The organism is Mesorhizobium sp. M8A.F.Ca.ET.161.01.1.1 (genome assembly GCF_004792105.1).
GTDB lineage: Bacteria > Pseudomonadota > Alphaproteobacteria > Rhizobiales > Rhizobiaceae > Mesorhizobium.
The window spans coordinates 1-348 of the sequence record NZ_SRTD01000216.1 but is presented as its reverse complement, the minus strand read 5'-3'; the positions used below and the strand labels follow the sequence as shown (position 1 = coordinate 348).

Here is a 348-nt window from a genome sequence, read left to right as displayed (position 1 = left end):
GCGCTGACCGGGTGGCATGGCCTCGATATGCCGGCACTGCTGCACGTTGAGCGCACGTTTCAGCTGCGGGTAGGCGGCCCACACCAGCGCATTGAACAGGTCGTGCCAGTTGTCGGCGCGGGTGGCGATGCGCCCCCGCGCGATGCGGGTTTCGTAGTGCAGCCCATCGGCCAGCAGCGCGGCATCCTGTTCGACCAAGCGCTTGCCCGGCACGGCCAGGCGTGCATCCAGCGCCGCGACGGATGGCCATGCAGTGACGTCCAGCAGGTCACGGAAGCCCTGCAAGCCGGCGAACAGCGGATGCTCGAAACGCCGCGCAGCCACCGCCGCACGTGGCGGCGGGACGAA

1 protein-coding gene is annotated in these 348 nt (G+C 69.5%); it reads right to left on the bottom strand.

All coding sequences use genetic code 11. The features are described 5' to 3' along the window. Positions 1 to 348: DUF3025 domain-containing protein (locus tag EN804_RS35395; protein WP_210237389.1), on the bottom strand; the 348-nt coding region annotated here is incomplete at both ends.